The 16935-nt window shown below is 72.1% G+C and carries 17 protein-coding genes; 10 read left to right on the top strand and 7 right to left on the bottom strand.

The window, feature by feature from the left end; genetic code table 11:
- The first annotated feature begins 74 nt into the window (after positions 1-74).
- The 3 genes from GA0070616_RS26320 (at position 75) to GA0070616_RS26330 (ending at position 2890) form a co-directional block, all read left to right on the top strand.
- Positions 75-1220, top strand: a complete 1146-nt coding sequence (locus GA0070616_RS26320) for a M50 family metallopeptidase (RefSeq protein ID WP_425412973.1) — start codon at positions 75-77, stop codon at positions 1218-1220.
- Positions 1217-2236, top strand: a complete 1020-nt coding sequence (locus GA0070616_RS26325) for a tRNA (adenine-N1)-methyltransferase (RefSeq protein WP_091089001.1) — start codon at positions 1217-1219, stop codon at positions 2234-2236. The genes GA0070616_RS26320 and GA0070616_RS26325 overlap by 4 nt, the downstream gene beginning before the upstream one ends.
- An 81-nt stretch (positions 2237-2317) precedes the next feature.
- Positions 2318-2890: a hypothetical protein gene (locus GA0070616_RS26330; protein ID WP_091091730.1), complete on the top strand. Its 573-nt coding sequence runs from the start codon at positions 2318-2320 to the stop codon at positions 2888-2890.
- A gap of 41 nt (positions 2891-2931) precedes the next feature.
- On the opposite strand, the gene GA0070616_RS26335 is transcribed toward GA0070616_RS26330, so the two are convergent.
- Entirely contained in the window at positions 2932-3228 is a 297-nt protein-coding gene (locus GA0070616_RS26335) for a ferredoxin (RefSeq protein ID WP_091091732.1), read from the bottom strand.
- A 178-nt stretch (positions 3229-3406) separates the two neighbouring features.
- Here GA0070616_RS26335 and arc point away from each other — a divergent pair, with 178 nt between their 5' ends.
- From arc to prcA, 7 genes are all read left to right on the top strand, one after another.
- The gene (arc, locus tag GA0070616_RS26340) at positions 3407-5188 is read left to right on the top strand and encodes a proteasome ATPase (protein WP_091089004.1); all 1782 of its coding nucleotides are present in this window, start codon (positions 3407-3409) and stop codon (positions 5186-5188) included.
- 137 nt (positions 5189-5325) lie between these two features.
- Entirely contained in the window at positions 5326-7365 is a 2040-nt protein-coding gene (locus GA0070616_RS26345) for a hypothetical protein (protein ID WP_175440214.1), read from the top strand.
- Positions 7366-7471: 106 nt separating this feature from the next.
- Positions 7472-8989 carry a depupylase/deamidase Dop gene (gene dop / locus GA0070616_RS26350; RefSeq protein WP_091089007.1) on the top strand — a complete coding sequence of 506 codons (1518 nt, stop codon included), beginning with the start codon at positions 7472-7474 and terminating at the stop codon, positions 8987-8989.
- Between the two features lie 107 nt (positions 8990-9096).
- Positions 9097-9312 (top strand): ubiquitin-like protein Pup, encoded by a 216-nt coding sequence (locus GA0070616_RS26355; RefSeq protein WP_067366797.1) that lies wholly within the window; start codon positions 9097-9099, stop codon positions 9310-9312.
- 144 nt (positions 9313-9456) lie between these two features.
- The gene (locus GA0070616_RS26360; RefSeq protein WP_245712906.1) at positions 9457-9753 is read left to right on the top strand and encodes an endonuclease domain-containing protein; all 297 of its coding nucleotides are present in this window, start codon (positions 9457-9459) and stop codon (positions 9751-9753) included.
- On the top strand, positions 9672-10511 hold the full coding sequence (gene prcB, locus GA0070616_RS26365) for a proteasome subunit beta (RefSeq protein ID WP_175440215.1): 840 nt from the start codon (positions 9672-9674) through the stop codon (positions 10509-10511). The genes GA0070616_RS26360 and prcB overlap by 82 nt, the downstream gene beginning before the upstream one ends.
- A gap of 72 nt (positions 10512-10583) precedes the next feature.
- Positions 10584-11417 carry a proteasome subunit alpha gene (prcA, locus tag GA0070616_RS26370; protein WP_091089016.1) on the top strand — a complete coding sequence of 278 codons (834 nt, stop codon included), beginning with the start codon at positions 10584-10586 and terminating at the stop codon, positions 11415-11417.
- A gap of 201 nt (positions 11418-11618) precedes the next feature.
- On the opposite strand, the gene GA0070616_RS26375 is transcribed toward prcA, so the two are convergent.
- Genes GA0070616_RS26375 through rfbB form a run of 6 tightly spaced genes read right to left on the bottom strand, consistent with a single transcriptional unit; the run spans position 11619 to position 16895 of the window.
- Positions 11619-12647 (bottom strand): glycosyltransferase family 2 protein, encoded by a 1029-nt coding sequence (locus GA0070616_RS26375; RefSeq protein WP_091089019.1) that lies wholly within the window; start codon positions 12645-12647, stop codon positions 11619-11621.
- Entirely contained in the window at positions 12644-13942 is a 1299-nt protein-coding gene (locus tag GA0070616_RS29255; protein WP_281188629.1) for a lipopolysaccharide biosynthesis protein, read from the bottom strand. The genes GA0070616_RS26375 and GA0070616_RS29255 overlap by 4 nt, the downstream gene beginning before the upstream one ends.
- Positions 13942-14643, bottom strand: a complete 702-nt coding sequence (locus GA0070616_RS26385) for a glycosyltransferase family 2 protein (protein WP_091089023.1) — start codon at positions 14641-14643, stop codon at positions 13942-13944. Before GA0070616_RS26385 ends, GA0070616_RS29255 begins: the two co-directional genes overlap by 1 nt.
- Positions 14636-15022 carry a DUF2304 domain-containing protein gene (locus tag GA0070616_RS26390; protein WP_091089026.1) on the bottom strand — a complete coding sequence of 129 codons (387 nt, stop codon included), beginning with the start codon at positions 15020-15022 and terminating at the stop codon, positions 14636-14638. Before GA0070616_RS26390 ends, GA0070616_RS26385 begins: the two co-directional genes overlap by 8 nt.
- On the bottom strand, positions 15019-15897 hold the full coding sequence (rfbD, locus tag GA0070616_RS26395; protein ID WP_091089029.1) for a dTDP-4-dehydrorhamnose reductase: 879 nt from the start codon (positions 15895-15897) through the stop codon (positions 15019-15021). Before rfbD ends, GA0070616_RS26390 begins: the two co-directional genes overlap by 4 nt.
- Positions 15894-16895 carry a dTDP-glucose 4,6-dehydratase gene (rfbB, locus tag GA0070616_RS26400; protein ID WP_091089032.1) on the bottom strand — a complete coding sequence of 334 codons (1002 nt, stop codon included), beginning with the start codon at positions 16893-16895 and terminating at the stop codon, positions 15894-15896. Before rfbB ends, rfbD begins: the two co-directional genes overlap by 4 nt.
- Positions 16896-16935 lie beyond the last annotated feature (40 nt).

Consider the following 16935-nt stretch of genomic DNA (forward strand, 5'->3'; position numbering starts at 1 on the left):
AGGGTAGGGCACCGGTGTGACAGCGGCTGCGTCGCCGCACCGGTGCATGATCGCCACCGCGTAGCATCGGGACGGTGGAGCAGACGCGGCGACCGCGCCGGGACCGACGTGCCGGCCTGACCGTCGGCCGGGTCCTCGGGGTGCCGCTGCACCTGAGCCCGTCGATGCTGGTGCTGGTCGTCCTGGTCACGGTCGTGTACGCCGAGTTCGCCCGCCAGCAGCTTGGGCTTCCCCAGGTCTCCGGCTACCTGATCGGCGCGGGTTTCGTCGTCTCGCTGCTCGGCTCGGTGCTGGCCCACGAACTCGGGCACGCCCTCACCGCCCGCCGCTTCGGCATCGGTGTGCGGGGGATCACCCTGGAGCTGCTCGGCGGCTACACCGAGATGGACCGGGACGCCCCGTCCCCCCGGGTGGACCTGCTGGTCTCGTTGGCCGGGCCGGCGGTGTCCGCGGTGCTCGGGGCCGCCGCCGTCGCCGCGACCCTGGCCCTGCCGGACCGGACCGTGGCCAACCAGCTCGCCTTCCAGCTCGCCGTCAGCAACGTCGTCGTCGCGGTGTTCAACCTGCTGCCCGGACTGCCGCTGGACGGCGGCCGGGCGCTGCGGGCGGCCGTCTGGGCCCTGCGCGGGGACCGGCACACCGGAACCGAGGTGGCCGGCTGGGTGGGTCGGGCCGTCGCGGTGGGCACCGCCCTGACCGTCGCCGTGCTCGCCGCCACCGGGGTGCTCGCCCTGTTCGCCCTGCCGCTGATGGCCCTCGTCGCCGTCACGCTGTGGCGCGGCGCCGGCCAGTCGATCCGGTACGCCCGGATCAGCCGTCGCCTTCCGCTGGTCGACCTGGCCCGGTTGGCCCGCCCGGCGCTGCCCGTGCCCACCGGCACCCCGCTGGCGGAGGCGCAGCGCCGCGCAGCCGCCGCCGGGCCACACGTCGCCGTGCTGGTCACCGACACCGCCGGGCGGCCGTTGGCCCTGGTCGAACCGGCCGCCGCGGCGGCCGTCCCAGCCGGGCGCGGGCCCTGGCTGGCCGTCGACGCCGTGGCCCGGCCGTTGACCGGCCTGCCCCGGCTGCCCGTCGGGTTCGACGGGGAACGGGTGATGGAGACCGTGCGGGCCCACCCGGCCGCGCGGTACGTGGTGACGGCAGGCGAAGATGTCGTCGGCGTTCTGCACATCGCGGATCTGGCTCAGCTGCTCGAACCTCAACGGAAGATGAACTCGTGACCGCAACTCCCTCCACCGCCCCGGCCGACCCGGACGCCACCGCGCCCGCCGACACCCCGGCGCCACCCCCGGTGCACCGCGGGCCGTTCCGGCCCGGCGACCGGGTGCAGCTGACCGACCCCAAGGGGCGGATGCACACGGTCACCCTGGAGCCAGGCAAGGCCTTCCACACCCACCGCGGGATCCTCGCGCACGACGACCTGGTCGGCCTGCCCGACGGCAGCGTGGTCACCACCACCGGCGGCGGCACCGCGTTCCTCGCGCTGCGGCCCCTGCTGTCGGACTACGTGCTGTCCATGCCGCGCGGCGCGCAGGTCATCTACCCCAAGGACGCGGCGCAGATCGTCGCGATGGGCGACATCTTCCCCGGCGCCAGGGTCCTGGAGGCCGGGGCCGGCTCCGGCGCGCTGAGCTGTTCCCTGCTGCGCGCCGTCGGCACCTCCGGCGAACTGCACTCCTACGAGCTGCGCGATGATTTCGCCCAGATCGCCCGGCGCAACGTCGAGTCGTTCTTCAACGGCCCCCACCCCGCCTGGCGGCTGCACGTGGGCGACGTCGGGGAGTGCCGCGAGACCGGCTTCGACCGGATCATCCTGGACATGCTCGCCCCCTGGGAGAACCTCGACATGGTCGAGCGGGCGCTGCTTCCCGGCGGCGTCTTCATCGGCTACGTGGCGACCACCCCGCAGCTGTCCGAGCTGGTCGAGGCGCTGCGCGAGCGCGGCGGCTGGACCGAGCCACGGGCCTGGGAGTCGCTGGTGCGCGACTGGCACGCCGAGGGCCTGGCGGTGCGCCCCGACCACCGGATGATCGCGCACACCGCGTTCCTGGTGTCCGCGCGTAGGCTCGCCCCGGGAGTCACCGCGCCGCCCCGGCGGCGCAAGCCCAGCAAGGGTGCCGAGGCGTACGAGCAGCGCCGGCGGGCCCTGCGCGAGGCGGAGGCGGCCCGCCAGGCCGCCGCGGCCCGGGCGGCCGGGGTGGAACCGGAGACGACGGAGGGGGCGGACAGGCCGTGACGGCGGTATCGGGCGGCTGGGCGTGAGCAGGTGGAGGTTGCCGGCCGGGTTGGTGCGGCGGTGCCGGCCGGGAGCGGCGGCATGAGCGGCCCGGGGCTGGGCGGTGGCGACCTGCCGGCGGTGTTTCCGGACTGGTCGCCCTACCAGGACCTCGAATCGGCGGCGCGGGCCTACCTGCGTGACCCGGACGTGGCCCTGGAGGCCCTCGACGGGGTGCTGCGCGGGGCGAAGGTGCTCGGCTTCACCCTGGAACGGTTCGTCAACGAGGTCAACGGGGTGTGGCAGGAGGTCGTCGTCTGCGACGGTAGCCGGCTGATCCTGTGGCACGGCGAGGACGTGCCACCGGGGGAGGGGCCACCGGGGGCGATGACCTCGTCGCTGCGGGTGGTGCCGGTCTCCACCGTCACGGAGGTGGGCTGCCGGCGCCGACTGTTCCGCCACGACGACGGCCGGATCCGGGTCGACAGCATCGACGTCTACCTGTTGCTGAGTTCGCTGGACGAGGCCCCGCCCAGCGAGGAGGCCGTCGGTGGGCCCCGGCACGACGCACTGCGCTTCGGCAAGACCCTCGACGACGGCGGTGCGGGGCAGATAGCCCGGCTGGAGGAGTTCGCCCGGCTGGTCGCCTCGGTGGTCGGCCGGCCGCTGCTGTGAGCGCGTCGGCGCGGCGGATCCCGCCGGGCCGACGCCGCGGGTCAGCCCTCCTCGGCGGCCGGGCCGGCCACCTCGACGTCGTCGCTGCCGCGCACCACGTGGATGCACTCGCCGGGGCACTCCTTCGCCGAGTCGATCACCTCGAGGCGCAGGTGTTCCGGCACGCCGACCCGGCCGCCGGGGGTCTGCACCAGCTCACCGTCGGGGCCCTTCACGTAGGCCAGGCCGTCGATGTCGAACTCGAAGACCTCCGGTGCGTACTGCACGCAGAGACCGTCCCCCGTGCACAGGTCCTGGTCCACCCAGACCTGCAGCTGATCGGTCGCGACGTCGGCCACCTGCGCACCCCCCATGTTCTCCCGTCCCACGCACCGACGGTACCCGAACGCCCGGACCGGCCCGCCAGGCCACCCTTGGCGATCAAGGTTCGGTGACGAGGGCGTTGCGTGGGACCGAATCGGCCTCATAGCGGCTAGTGTTAGGGCAGAACGTTCAAGCCCCCCGGGGAGGTGGGACGTGGCACGCAGCGACGACGCGGACTCGCGCGCCGCACGGTGGGAGAAGGAGGCCCACGATCTCTCCACGCAGGTCGCGTTCCTTCAAGAGGAACTCGCCCTGGTGCGGCGCAAGTTGACCGAAAGCCCCCGACACGTCCGGCAGCTCGAGGAGCGCCTGGCGGCCACCCAGGCGCAGTTGGCGCGGCTGACCGAGAACAACGAACGACTGGTGAGCACCCTCAAGGAGGCTCGCGCGCAGATCGTCACCCTCAAGGAGGAGATCGACCGCCTGGCGCAGCCACCCAGTGGCTACGGCGTCTTCCTCGCCCGTCACGACGACGGCACGGTCGACGTCTTCACCGGCGGCCGCAAGCTGCGCGTCGCCGTGTCCCCCTCGCTGGACGTCGCGGAGTTGCGACGCGGCCAGGAGGTGCTGCTCAACGACGCCCTCAACATCGTCGACGCGTTCGGCTACGAGCGGGTCGGCGAGGTGGTCATGCTCAAGGAGATCCTCGCGGGCCCCGAGGGCGCGCCGGGCGACCGGGCGCTGGTGGTGTCCCACTCCGACGAGGAGCGGATCGTGCACCTGGCCGAGACCCTGATCGGTTCGCCGATCCGGGCCGGCGACTCGCTCATGATCGAGCCCCGCTCGGCGTACGCGTACGAGCGGATCCCGAAGAGCGAGGTCGAGGAGCTGGTCCTGGAGGAGGTGCCCGACGTCGACTACACCGACATCGGCGGCCTCCAGTCACAGATCGAGCAGATCCGTGATGCGGTGGAGCTGCCCTTCCTGCACGCGGACCTGTTCCGCGAGCATCAGCTCCGCCCGCCCAAGGGCATCCTGCTCTACGGCCCGCCGGGGTGCGGTAAGACCCTGATCGCGAAGGCGGTGGCCAACTCGCTGGCCAAGAAGATCGCCGAGCGGGAGGGCAAGGAGAAGCACACCAGCTTCTTCCTCAACATCAAGGGACCGGAGCTGCTCAACAAGTACGTCGGCGAGACCGAGCGGCACATCCGGCTGATCTTCCAGCGGGCCCGGGAGAAGGCCAGCGAGGGCACCCCGGTCATCGTGTTCTTCGACGAGATGGACTCGATCTTCCGGACCCGGGGCTCCGGTGTCTCCTCCGACGTGGAGAACACCATCGTCCCGCAGTTGTTGAGTGAGATCGACGGCGTGGAGGGCCTGGAGAACGTCATCGTCATCGGCGCCTCCAACCGGGAGGACATGATCGACCCGGCGATCCTGCGGCCCGGCCGGCTCGACGTGAAGATCAAGATCGAGCGGCCGGACGCCGAGGCTGCCAAGGACATCTTCTCCAAGTACATCCTCTCGGGGCTGCCCCTGCACCCCGACGACCTGGCCGAACACGGCAGCGACCCGCAGGCCACCGTTGCCGCCATGATCGACGCGGTGGTCCTGCGGATGTACTCCGAGACCGAGGAGAACCGCTTCCTCGAGGTCACCTACGCCAACGGCGACAAGGAAGTCCTCTACTTCAAGGACTTCAACTCCGGCGCGATGATCCAGAACATCGTCGACCGGGGCAAGAAGATGGCCATCAAGGAGTTCCTCACCTCCGGTCGCAAGGGGCTGCGGCTCCAGCACCTCCTCGACGCCTGCGTCGACGAGTTCCGCGAGAACGAGGACCTGCCCAACACCACCAACCCCGACGACTGGGCCCGCATCTCCGGCAAGAAGGGCGAGCGGATCGTCTACATCCGCACCCTCGTCTCCGGCGGCAAGGGCACCGAAGCCGGTCGGTCCATCGAGACGGCCAGCAACACCGGCCAGTACCTCTGACCGCAGCGAGCGCGCCGGAGCCCGTGACCATCGGCGGTCACGGGCTCCGGCGTGTGCGGCCCTGCGCCCGATCAGCGACCCTCCGGACACTCCGGTAGAATTCGGTGACCGCGTCCGCCCACCGCAGAGGAACCTGCGTGCCTGTCGAGCAGACCGTCGCCGATCCACCGGAAGCCCCGGTGCGGGTCACCGGCCCTCCCGCCCCGCCGTCATCCCGACGGTCCCGGGCCCTGCGCCGCCTCGCCGTCGGGCCGGTGGCCCTGGGCGTCGCCTGGGGCGTACCCGTCGCCGCCGTCGAGGTCGACGCCCACTGGGTCCTGCCTCCGCTGCTCCTGCTCACCACGGCCAGCCTGCTACGCGCCGGTCGCACCCTGCTCGACCGGCTGCTGCTCGCCGTCCTGCTGCTCGTCGGCCTCACCACCGTGGCCGGGACGCTGTTCGCCGTCTGGCCCTGGGGCATGGACCCGGTCGCCGTCAGCGGCACCGCCCTCACCACGCTCTCCGTCGCCGCGCTCGTCACCGGCCGGCGACCCGCTCTGCCCCGACCCGGCTGGATCGACGCGTTTCCCGTGCTCGGCGCCGCCGCAGCCGGCTGGTATCTCGCCCAGCCCGTGCTGCGCGCCGACGACCCCGTCGAGCGGTACACCATGCTCATCCGTGGCGAGGACTACCTGCGCCACCTCGCCCTGGTCGACGTCATCGGCCGGCACGGCGGTCACGTCTTCGTCGACCCCGCCGCCACCCGGGACCAGATCGCCTCCCTGCTGACCTACTACCCGCAGGGCTGGCACCTGCTCGTCGCGCTGCTCGACGGGCATCTCCACCCCGCCGGCCGGTACGGCGAAGCCGCCGTCGAACCGTTCCTGTGGTGGAACATCGCCGGCTTCGGGCTGCTCGTGCTCACGCTGCTCTGGGCCGCCCAGCGACTGCCCGGTCCGCTGCACCCCCTGCACCGCGGCGTGCTGACCGTCGTCGTCGGATCCCTCGTCCTCGGCACCCAGCTACCCCGGCTGCTGATCTCCGGCTACCCCACCGAAACGCTGGGTCTCACCCTCACGGTCGCGCTCGCCGCCCTGGTCGCGCGTCCCGCCGCCGTGCCCCGTGAACACCTCGTCCTGCTCGGCGTGCTGCTGACCGGTATCGGGTTCAGCTACTACCTCTTCCTGCCCGCCGCCGCCCTGATGGTCCTCGGTGCGCTGGTCGCCCAGAGGCGCACGGTGCGGCGCGTCCGCTACACCGCCGTCGTCGTCGGCCTCGCCGCCGCCGTGTTCGCTCCCACCCCGCTGCTGCTCGGAGTGTTCCGCGCCGACCAGACCGAGGCGCTCACCGCGACCGTCGGACCGGACCTGACCGAGACCTGGCTCGCCCTGGGCGGCCTCGGCGTGTTCGTCGTGCCCGCCCTGGTGGTGCACGCCGTCCGTGCCCGCCGCGCCGATCCCGCCCGCCGCGCCGATCCCGCCCGCCGCGCCGATCCCGCCTGGTGGCGCTGGTTGTTCGTGTTGGCCGTCAGCCTCGCCCTGACCTTCGCCATCGCTCTGGCCAGCATCATCCTCGGCGGGGAACCCGGGTACTACTTCAACAAGGCCGGCCACCTCACCACCGTGCTGCTGATCGTGGGCTTCGCCGCGGTGGTGCGGCTGTTGCCCACCCCGCGCCGGGACCGCGGGCCGGCACGCCGGGCGGTGACCACCGTCGTGGCCGCTCTCACCGCGACCGCGGTGGCCGTGACCGCCGTCGCCCTGGGCGGCGTCACCGGCTGGCACCGCAGCCTGCTGGTGGTCGAGCAGCAGACCTGGGCGCAACGCTGGGTGCACCAGCCGGTCGACCAGCCCAGCCGGGCGGCGGTGGTGTGCGCGGAGGTCAACCGCCGCTATCCGCCCGTCGACGGCGTCACCACCATCGTCCTCGACCGTTCGGCGTTGCGGTCGTACGCGGAGAACGTCTGTGTGTCCACCCTTCAGGGCACCACCGCGCAGACCGAGATCGCCATCTACAACATGATCTTCAGGGAGCCCGGCCGGACGTGGCAGATCCTGCACCGCGTCCCCGGCGACATCCGCTTCATCGTCACCGACCCCGGCCCGCGTACCCGGGTCAAGAAGCTCCTGCGCGACCTGCCCGACATGCGGGACCGGGTCACGTTCGTCGAGATGTTCGTGGTGGAGCCGCTCGAATGAGGCGACGTCGCCACGCTCCGGGCACACGCCGTGCCCCCGCCGCCGTGGAGTCGGACTACGCTCGACGTGACGGGGAACGGGTCGGGCGAGCGAAGCGGGTAGGTCGATGAGCGTAAGACGGATCATGGGCACCGAGGTCGAGTACGGCATCTCCGTTCCCGGCCAGGCGGGAGCCAATCCGATGGTCACCTCGTCCCAGGTGGTCAACGCCTACGGAGCGCGTCCCGAACTCACCCGCGGCGGTCGGGCCCGCTGGGACTACGAGGAGGAGTCGCCGCTGCGCGACGCCCGCGGCTTCACCTACTCCGGGGCCGCCTACGACCCGGCGGAGGCCCTCGCCGACGAGGATCTCGGGCTGGCCAACGTCATACTGACCAACGGGGCGCGACTCTACGTCGACCATGCCCACCCCGAATACTCCACCCCCGAGGTCACCAACCCCCGTGACGTCGTCCGGTGGGACAAGGCGGGCGAGCGGGTGATGGCCGAGGCCGCCCGGCGCGCCGCCACCATCCCGGGCACCCAGCCGATCCACCTCTACAAGAACAACACCGACAACAAGGGCGCCAGCTACGGTGCGCACGAGAACTACCTGATGCGCCGGCAGACGCCCTTCGCCGACATCGTGGCGTACCTGACGCCGTTCTTCGTCACCCGCCAGGTGGTCTGCGGTGCCGGCCGGGTCGGCATCGGCCAGGACGGCGGCCAGAGCGGCTTCCAGGTCTCCCAGCGTGCTGACTTCTTCGAGGTCGAGGTCGGCCTGGAGACCACCCTCAAGCGGCCCATCATCAACACCCGCGACGAGCCGCACGCCGACGCCGACAAGTACCGCCGGTTGCACGTCATCATCGGCGACGCCAACCTGTCGGAGATCTCCACGTACCTGAAGGTCGGCACCACCGCGCTGATTCTCACGATGATCGAGGAGAAGGCGCTCGGCCCGGACCTCGGCATCGCCGATCCGGTCGGCGAGCTGCGTGCGGTCAGCCACGACCCGTCGTTGAAGCACCTCATGCGGCTGCGTGACGGGCGCCGGCTGACCGCCCTCGACGTGCAGTGGGCCTACCTGGAGCGGGTGCGGTCCTTCGTGGACGAACGGTACGGCGCCGATGTCGACGAGCAGACCGCCGACGTGCTCGACCGCTGGGAGGGCGTGCTGGACCGGCTCGGTCGCGACGTCATGCTCTGCGCCGACGAGCTGGACTGGGTGGCCAAGTTGCGGCTGCTGGAGGGCTACCGCGAGCGGGAGAAGCTGGCCTGGGGCTCGCACAAGCTGCAACTGGTCGACCTGCAGTACTCCGACGTGCGCCCGGAGAAGGGCCTCTACCACCGGCTCGTGTCCCGGGGCGCGATGAGGACGCTGCTGCCGGAGGAGGAGACCCGCACGGCGATGACCGAGCCGCCGGAGGACACCCGCGCCTACTTCCGGGGTCGTTGCCTGGCGCAGTACGCCTCGGAGGTGGTCGCCGCCAGCTGGGACTCGGTCATCTTCGACGTCGGCCGGGAGTCGCTGGTGCGGGTGCCGATGATGGAGCCCGAACGGGGCACCCGTACCCACGTCGGCGCGCTGTTCGACCGCTGCGCCAGCGCCAAGGACCTGCTGGAGACGTTGACCGGCGGCTGAGCGTCGGATGTCGGGGAGCCCGTCGCGTGCCGCGAGCCGGCGCGCGGCGGGCTTTTCGTCGCTCCCGCGAGGTAAGTTCGTCACAGACGATCGTGGAGGAGGCAGTCATGGCCACTCGTGACAGCGGTGGGCAGTCCCAGTCCGGCAAGTCGCGGCAGGGCGAGGAGATCGAGGACGTCACCACCGAGGCGAATCCGGAGGTCGCCGAGCGGCACGCCGAGATCACCGAGGACGTGGACGACCTGCTCGACGAGATCGACTCCGTCCTGGAAGAGAACGCCGAAGAGTTCGTGAGAGGATATGTCCAGAAAGGGGGTCAGTGACCTCGGTATCCGATTCACCTTGGCTGATCGGGCAGGTTCTGCCCCCGGTGCAACCGGTCACCATCGCTGCGCCTGCCACCGCGACGAATGGCGCGCGCACGCCCAGTTGCTGCTGGCCGTGCCGCTGGCGCAAGGCGACCGCTGATGCGAGCCGGGTGTCACCCCGCCCGCAGTGGCGAGACCGGGGAAAGGCTTCACGGCGGGATCCGCGGGGGTGAAGATCCCCAACATCTGGACCACGATCATCGCACCGGCGGGGTGCGCGGGATACTCTGCTTCAACTGCAACGGTGGTCTTGGCCGGTTCCGGGACAGTCCCGCGAGGCTGGCCAGGGCGATCACGTACCTGAGAGGAACCACGTGGCAGCGGGTTTTGATCCATCCGGGCGTCTACCAGATGTGTTCACCAACGCGGGGACGTCCTCATTCACAACTTTCCTGAGCAGGGTGGCCCCCGAGATGCTGCCCGGTCGCCGGCCGCTGCCGCCGGGCATGGCCGCCGACCTGGCACCGCACGCCACCACCATCGTGGCCATCTCGACCGTCGGCGGTGTGGTGATGGCCGGCGACCGACGGGCCACCATGGGCAATCTCATCGCCCAGCGGGACATCGAGAAGGTGCACCCCGCTGATGCGTACTCGCTGGTGGGCATCGCGGGCGCCGCCGGCATCGGCATCGAGCTGATGCGACTGTTCCAGGTGGAGCTCGAACACTACGAGAAGATCGAGGGCGCGATGTTGTCCCTCGACGGTAAGGCCAACCGACTGGCCTCGATGATCCGGGGCAACCTCGGCGCGGCGATGCAGGGCCTGGCGGTGATCCCGCTGTTCGCCGGGTTCGACCTGGCCGCCAGGGACCCGGCACGGGCCGGGCGGATCTTCAGCTTCGACGTGACGGGCGGCCCCTACGAGGAGACCGGCTACGACGCGATCGGCTCGGGGTCGCTGTTCGCGAAGTCCGCGCTGAAGAAGCGGTTCCGCGCCGGGCTGTCCGTCGACGACGCGACGCGCCTCGCGGTGGAGGCGTTGTACGACGCGGCCGACGACGACACCGCCACCGGCGGGCCGGACCTGACCCGGCGGATCTACCCGGTGGTGATGACGGCGACGGCGGAGGGCACCCACCGGCTGACCGACGCCGAGACGGCCGCCATCGCCGAGAGCGTGGTCTCCGGCCGGATGGAGAACCCGGGCGGCTGACCGCCCGCACCGACGCTGACCGCCCGCACCCGACAGCAGCCCCCGCACAGCCTCTGAAGGAGAACCGCCGCCGTGGCCATGCAGTTCTACGCCTCGCCCGAGCAGATCATGCGCGACCGCTCCGAGCTGGCCCGCAAGGGCATCGCCCGGGGGCGCAGCGCGGTGGTCCTGAGCTATGCCGGCGGGGTGCTCTTCGTCGCGGAGAACCTCTCCAGCGCCCTGCACAAGGTCAGCGAGATCTACGACCGGATCGGCTTCGCGGCCGTCGGCCGCTACAACGAGTTCGAGAACCTGCGTCGTGCCGGGGTGCGGATGGCCGACCTGAACGGCCTGAGCTACGACCGGCGGGACGTGACGGGCCGGGCGCTGGCCAACGCGTTCGCCCAGACCCTGGGAGCGATCTTCACGGAGCAGTCGAAACCGTTCGAGGTGGAGATCTGCGTGGCGCAGGTCGGGGCCGCACCGGAGGAGGACGAGCTGTACCGGCTCACCTACGACGGCTCGGTCAACGACGAGCCGGGCCGGATGGCGATGGGCGGCCAGGCCGAGGCGATCACCGGGGTGCTCAAGTCGAACCACCGCCCGGACATGTCGCTCGGCGAGGCGGTGAAGGTGGCCGTGCAGGCCCTGAGCACCGTCGGCGGGGAGGGCGGCGCGGCACGCACGATCGCGGCGAACCAGCTCGAGGTGGCGGTGCTGGACCGGCAGCGGATCGGCCGTACCTTCCGCCGGATCACCGGCGCGGCGCTGACCGCGCTGCTCGACGGCGACACCGCCCCGGCGGGCGAGGAGCCGGCCGGCGGGCCGTCCACCCCGACGGTGCCGACCGAGCCGGCGCACAAGCCGACGACTTCGGCCGGTTCCGCGGATCTGGAGGACAAGTCGGGCGAGAACGCCGCCGAGTAGCCGGTACGTGACGACGCCGGGCCCCGCCGCGCCGGGGCCCGGCGGGACCACCTGTCGCAGGCGGCGAATCCGGAGGTGCGGGGTGCGGACGACCCGACGCCGCCCTGCGCCGCAGGAACCTCCCGCCGCCGGAACCTCGTGCCGCCCGGGATCTCCCGCTGCCCAGGACTTCATGCCGCCCGGAAGCTGCCCGGCGCGGGGTCAGCGACGGGGCAGCAGCGGGCGGACGGCCGCCCAGTAGGCGGCGGCGACGGCGTTGAACACACCCATCCCCGGCGGGGAGTCCACGTTCGAGGGGGCGACCCGGGCGGTCATCATCGCAGCGATCACCCCGTCGGCGACGGTGCGTTCGGCCTGCAACTGCCGGCGACGGCCGCGCAGCCACCCCCGGTGCTGCCACAGCCAGGCCCAGCCGCGGAGCTTCTGCCGGCTCCACCCGCCGGCCACGGCGGCGGCGAGCATCGCGGCCTCGGTGAGCAGCAGCATCGGGGCGAGCAGGGCGAGGGTGCGGCCCTGGTAGGTGGTCAGCAGGGTGATCAGCCGGTTCCGTTCGACCAGGTAGAGCTTGAGGTCGTTGCGGGAGAACTCGTAGTGGTGCTTGACGACGGCGTCGGGAACGTACTCCAGTCGCAGGCCGCGTTGCCACAGCCGCAGGCTCAGTTCGGTGTCCTCGTGGTAGGCGAAGTACTCGGCGGCGAAGCCGTCCAGGTCCTCCCAGAGCCGGCGGTCGATGACGAAGCAGCAGCCGCTGAGGGACGGGACCGTCGTGCGGTGAGCGTGGGCGGTGGCGGGTTCGCCGTTGCCGCCGGCCCAGGACAGGCCGGTGAAGTGCAGCGGATTACCCGAGGTGTTGATCAGTTCCGGGGTTTCGGCGAGGCGGATGGAGGCCATCGCGGCACCGACACCCGGTTCGGCGGCCACGGCGACGGTCTTCGCGAGAGCGTCGGGGGCGACGATCGCGTCGGAGTTGACGAAGGCCAACCAGTCGCCGGTGGCCTCGGCGGCGCCGACCCGGCAGCCGCCGGAGTAGCCGGTGTTGGCCTCGGGGCGCAGCACGCGAACGCCGGACAACCCCTTGACGACGTCGATGCCGTCGCCGGTGCATCCGTTGTCGACGACGATCAGCTCGACGTCGACGCCGGTGCTGGCCAGCACGGCCCGAGCGGCGTCGACGAGCCAGGGTTCCGTGCCGTAGGCGAGCATGACCGCGGTGACGCGGGGTGGGATCATCGGGTGCCTCCGGTGGTGGCGGGTACGGCGGCCGGCGCGGGCGGTGTGGCGGTCACGGGCGTGGGGCGCCGCAGCAGGGCGGCCATGACGGCAGCCACCACGACGGCGCCGACGGTGTAGCCGAGTTCGACCCGCAGGGCGACGGACAGCGGCGCCAGGGTCGCCAGAGCGAGAGCGGCCACGCCGACGACCCAGGCCAGTGCCTGCGCGCGATGCCGGTCGAGGGCGAGCAGGGCCTGACCGAGCACCATCGCCCACAGGTAGGCGACGGTGGCCAGGGACAACCAGGCGAAGTCGCCGTGACCGAGCACGCCGGGGGCGTCGAACAGGGCGCGGACCAGCCACGGGCCGAGCGCGACGGCGAGCAGCCCACCGCCGACGCCGAGGGCGGTGACGATGGCCAGGGCCCGGCGCAGCAGCGAGTGGAAGGCGCTCAGGTCGCCGGTGGCGGCGCTGGTGGACAGGCCGGGCAGCAGCGCCGCCTGCATCGAGCCGAACACGAACAGCGGGATGCGGACCAGCACCAGGGCGGACAACAGCGCCCCCGCGGTGGCCACGTCACCGGGGTCGAGCAACTGTGCGTTGATCACGCCGACGTTGACGACGACCTGGGAGAGCAGACTGGAGACGGTGAGCAGCCCGAGGCCGCGCAGCAGGGGCCGCCAGTCGACGGGCGCGCCACCGCCGACGGCGCGCAGCACGGGCGGGGCGGTGAGGGCGGCTGCCAGCAGCGGGGCGGCGACCAGGACGGCGCCGTACCAGACGGGATCGGTGACGCCGGTCAGGCCGAGCACGGCCACCAGGCCGATGCGCAGGCCGCCGTCGACGCCGAGCTGGGTGCCGTACCACGGGAAGAGCTGGAGCCCGGAGAGCACGCCGCGGGTGGTGTGCGAGACGGCGAGCGCGACCAGCGCCCCGACCAGCACCGTCACCAGCGTGGTGTTCCCGGCGAACAGCCGGTCGGCGAGCAGGTCGCCGGTGGCGGCGGTGAGGGCGACGAGCAGGCCGAGGGTGACGGTGGCGACGGCGGCACCGCGGGCGAGCACCGGCCCGGGCGGCAGGCCCCGGGTGCGGCGGGCGGCGACCAGGCGGGCCACCTCCTGCTCCACGGGGAAGAACACGCCGATGCCGACGGTGAACACGATCGACCAGAGCACCGACAGCGCGGAGTAGTCGGCGGCGGTGAGGCTGTGGCCGGCGACGGCCAGGTGGACGTACGAGGCCAGGCCGACCAGGGCCAGTCCGGCGCCGACGGCGAGGGTGCCGGGGGGTACGAGACCGATCAGCCGGCGCATCACCGGCGGATCATGGCGAGGGTGAGCACCGCGAACGCCCGACCGAGGTAGATCATGGCCTTGGCGGGGGAGTGGCTGGGGGTGCCGGCCATCCGCCGCCGCATCGCCACCGGCACCTGCCGGATGCGGTAGCCGCGTCGGGCGGTGTGGACCAGCGTCTCGACGGTGTCGCCGAGGTACTCCACCGGGTACCAGTAGGCGAACATGTCGATGACCCGCCGGTTGGCGGCGCGGAACCCGCTGGTGGTGTCGGTGAGGCGGGTGCGGGCGACGCGGGAGAGCACGGCCGAGAGCATGACCATCGCCCAGCGGCGGGGGCCACGGACCGTGTAGTCACCCTCACCGGCGAAGCGGGCGCCGATGACGAGGTCGTTGTCGTCGAGCAGGTCGACGAGCTTGGGCACGTACCGGGGGTCGTGCTGGCCGTCGGCGTCGATCTGGATGGCGACGTCGTAGTCGTGGTCGCGGGCGTAGCGGTAGCCGAGCCGCATGGCCCCGCCGACGCCGAGGTTGTAGGGCAGCCGGGCGACGCGGGCACCGGCGACGGCGGCGACGGCGGCGGTGCGGTCGGTGGAGCCGTCGTCGACGACGAGGACGTCGACGCCGGGTAGTTCCCCTCGGACCTCGGTGACCACCTCACCGATGCTGCCGGCCTCGTTGAGGGCCGGGATGATGATCAGGACGCGCTTGCCGTTAACCATCGTGGGACACCAGTTCGTCTCGGGCGGTCTCGGTGCGGGCGGCGCGGTCGGCCTCGACCTCGGCGCGGAGCAGGGCCAGGTCCTCGGCGAGGGTGCGGGTCTCCTCCTCCAGGGCGCTGACCTCCCAGCTGAGGTGGATGCAGACCAGCAGCAGGAAGACGATGCCGAGGAAGAGGACCAGGCTGACGCCGGAGACCACACCGAGCATGTTGGCGACATCGTCGAGCAGCCTGGGGAACAGCGACAGCGGGATGACGATGAACAGCAGGCCGAGCCAGAGCATCGCGTACTTCTCGCGCAGCTGCCGCCGGCGAAGCAGTTCGACGATCGTGCCCAGCAGGATCAGGCCCGTCAGGCCGGTGACGAGGGTGAGCTTCATGCGACCTTCCACGGCGGTGCGGAGGCGAACGCGGCGGCCAGGGTGGACCGCCAGTGGGGTAGGGGTGGTAGGCCCGCCGCGGCCCAGCGGTCATGGCCCAGAACACTGTACGCGGGTCGGAGGGCGGGCCGGGGAAACCGGTCGCTGGTGGTGGGCCGGACCCGTTGCGGGTCGAGCCCGGCCAGCTCGAACACCTCCCGGGCCAGGCCGTACCAGGTGGTCTCGCCCGCGCAGGTGCCGTGGTAGACGCCGGGAGCGGCCCGGCCGGCCACGGCCGCGTCGGCGAGCGCGACGAGCCGTTCGGCGAGGGTGCGCGACCAGGTGGGCTGGCCGTGCTGGTCGTCGACCACGTCGAGGTGGTCGCGCTGCCCGGCCAGGCGCAGCATGGTGGCGACGAAGTTGGGTCCGTGGGCGCCGTAGAGCCAGGCGGTGCGCACCACGTAGCCGGCGTCGGGCAGCAGGTCGGTGACGGCCCGTTCCCCGGCGAGCTTGCCGCGCCCGTACGCGTTGACGGGTGCGGTGGGCGCGTCCTCCGGGTACGGCGTGGTGGCGTCGCCGGGCAGGACGTAGTCGGTGGACACCTGCACCAGGCGGGCGTGGTGGGTGGCGCAGGCCCGCGCGAGGTGGGCGACGGCGGTGCCGTTGACGGCGGTGGCGGCGTCCTCGTGGGTCTCGGCACCGTCGACGTCTGTCCAGGCGGCGGCGTTGACCACCGTGTCGTGGCCGGCGACGGCGGCGTGGACCGCGTCGGCGTCGGTGATGTCGAGTTCGGCGCGGGTGGCGGCGGTCACCGTCAGGTCGGGCCGGTCGGCCAGCACGGCCAGCAGGTCCCGGCCGAGCATGCCGCCGGCGCCGGTGACAAGGAGCCGGGTCATGCGGCCGGGGTCGCCTTCAGCGGCTCCCACCAGGCCCGGTTGTCCCGGTACCAGCGCACGGTCTCGGCCAGGCCGTGATCCAGGTCGATGCTGGGGGCGTACCCGAGCTCCTGGTTGATCTTGGTGATGTCGAGCGAGTAGCGGCGGTCGTGGCCCTTGCGGTCGGCCACCGGCACCACCCGGTCCCAGTCGGCGTCGCAGGCGGCCAGCAGCCGCCCGGTCAGCTCGCGGTTGGTCAGCTCGGTGCCGCCGCCGATGTGGTAGACCTCGCCCGCACGGCCCTTGACCTGCGCCAGCGCGATGCCCCGGCAGTGGTCGTGCACGTGCAGCCAGTCGCGGACGTTGCCGCCGTCGCCGTACAGCGGCACGGTGCCGCCGTCGAGGAGGTTCGTCACGAACAGCGGGATGACCTTCTCGGGGAACTGGTACGGCCCGTAGTTGTTGGAACAGCGGGTCACCACCACGTCCATGCCGTGGGTGCGGTGGTAGGCCAGGGCGAGCAGGTCCGAACCGGCCTTCGAGGCCGAGTACGGCGAGTTCGGGGCGAGCGGCCAGTCCTCGGTCCACGAACCGGTCTCGATCGAGCCGTACACCTCGTCGGTCGACACGTGCACGAACCGGCCCGTGCCGTCCCGCAGCGCCGCGTCGAGCAGCGTCTGGGTGCCCAGCACGTTGGTGGTCACGAACGGCGCGGCCCCGGCGATCGAGCGGTCGACGTGTGACTCCGCCGCGAAGTGCACGATCACGTCGTGACCGGGCACCACCTCGTCGACCAGGGCGGCATCCCGGATGTCGCCGACGACGAAGCGCAGGCGCGGGTCGTCGGCGACCGGCGCGAGGTTGGCCCGGTTGCCCGAGTACGTCAGCGCGTCGAGCACGGTGACGGCGGTGGGCTCCAGCGGCGGCATGGCCGTGGCGCTGCCGCCAGGGGCGCCCAGCAGCATGCGGACGTACTCCGAACCGATGAACCCGGCTCCGCCGGTGACGAGGATCCTCACGGGTCCGGAAGTCTACGCGAACCGCCCGACAGTGCCTCGC

This window comes from Micromonospora nigra (genome assembly GCF_900091585.1).
Classification (GTDB): Bacteria; Actinomycetota; Actinomycetes; order Mycobacteriales; family Micromonosporaceae; genus Micromonospora; species Micromonospora nigra.